At 38.4% G+C, this 1,004-nt stretch carries 1 protein-coding gene; it reads left to right on the top strand.

All coding sequences use genetic code 11. The features are described from left to right. A partial coding sequence (locus tag ACFIJ7_RS09605; RefSeq protein ID WP_375645198.1) for a DUF6990 domain-containing protein occupies window positions 1–1,004 on the top strand: 1,004 nt, incomplete at both ends.

Genomic DNA, 1,004 nt, shown 5'->3' with positions numbered 1-1,004 from the left:
TATGTTAACCATGCCGTTGAATTTGCTGAAAAACATCTGAAAATCCTTAATGAGCGAGAGGCAGCAGAAGCACATCTTAGTCCACAAGTTTTGATTACTTTCAATAAAGTTGCAGAGCAATTAAAAGAAATGGGTTGGACAGTTTATCGTGATAAAAACTACAATCGCAATGCTTATTTTGTAAGTAAAGACCGTATCATCAATATAATGTATAACCTTCAAAGTGATGAAGAAGAGCCGATTGTTGCATTTAAGGCTTCCCTTTCAACACTTAGTTTTTCTACGGCTCATAGAGAGATTTTCTATAATATGCCTCAATATATAGCCCTCAAAGAAGCAGAAGAAGTTTATACAGTTTCTAGTACTGAATTGGATGAAGGCAAGCTAAAGCAGATTTGTACAGATATACTTGGATGGGCTGATCGGCAAAATGTGAATCAAATCATCTATGATTATGCGGCTTTTCCCCCAGACAGTGAACTTGATCTTGTAGCGCGTCACCTTATTGCGCTTGTTTTGATTGGGGATGTTGAAAAGCTCAAATCTTATAAGGAGAATTTTAGAAAGGGAAATCCTTTAGGTTTTGTGGAAGAAATCTCAAAATATAGAATTGATAATCTCCTCACTCTTGCACGGGGTTATCGAGCAGGTTTTCCGAAAAATGCACCGATTTTGAGCTTGGATCCGCAAACAGCACCTGTTTCTTCTAAAACAACTTCTGTTGAAGTGGCAGTGGAAGTGGATGAAGCGGATGACACTGATGATCGTCTCACTATGGAAAGTGCAACAACACTTTTAAAAAGTTTAGACTGGTCAACCGAGAAAATCAATGAGAATGACCATATGGCAAGCTATCAATTGGCTGATCGTGAAGTAGACATTCTTTATAACGACGAAATTGCCAAAGATTACCCGCAATTTGATAGCGCCTTTTTGATTAGCACGGGCATTCTTTCCACCGCTTGTAAATTCATTGATCCTACCCACACGGAAGATATTCCAGA

This window comes from Bartonella sp. MR100HLJHH (assembly GCF_042194215.1).
In the GTDB taxonomy this organism is placed as follows: Bacteria; Pseudomonadota; Alphaproteobacteria; order Rhizobiales; family Rhizobiaceae; genus Bartonella; species Bartonella grahamii.
Note: the sequence above shows the minus strand (reverse complement) of the source record. Positions and strands in the feature narration are given on the sequence as shown.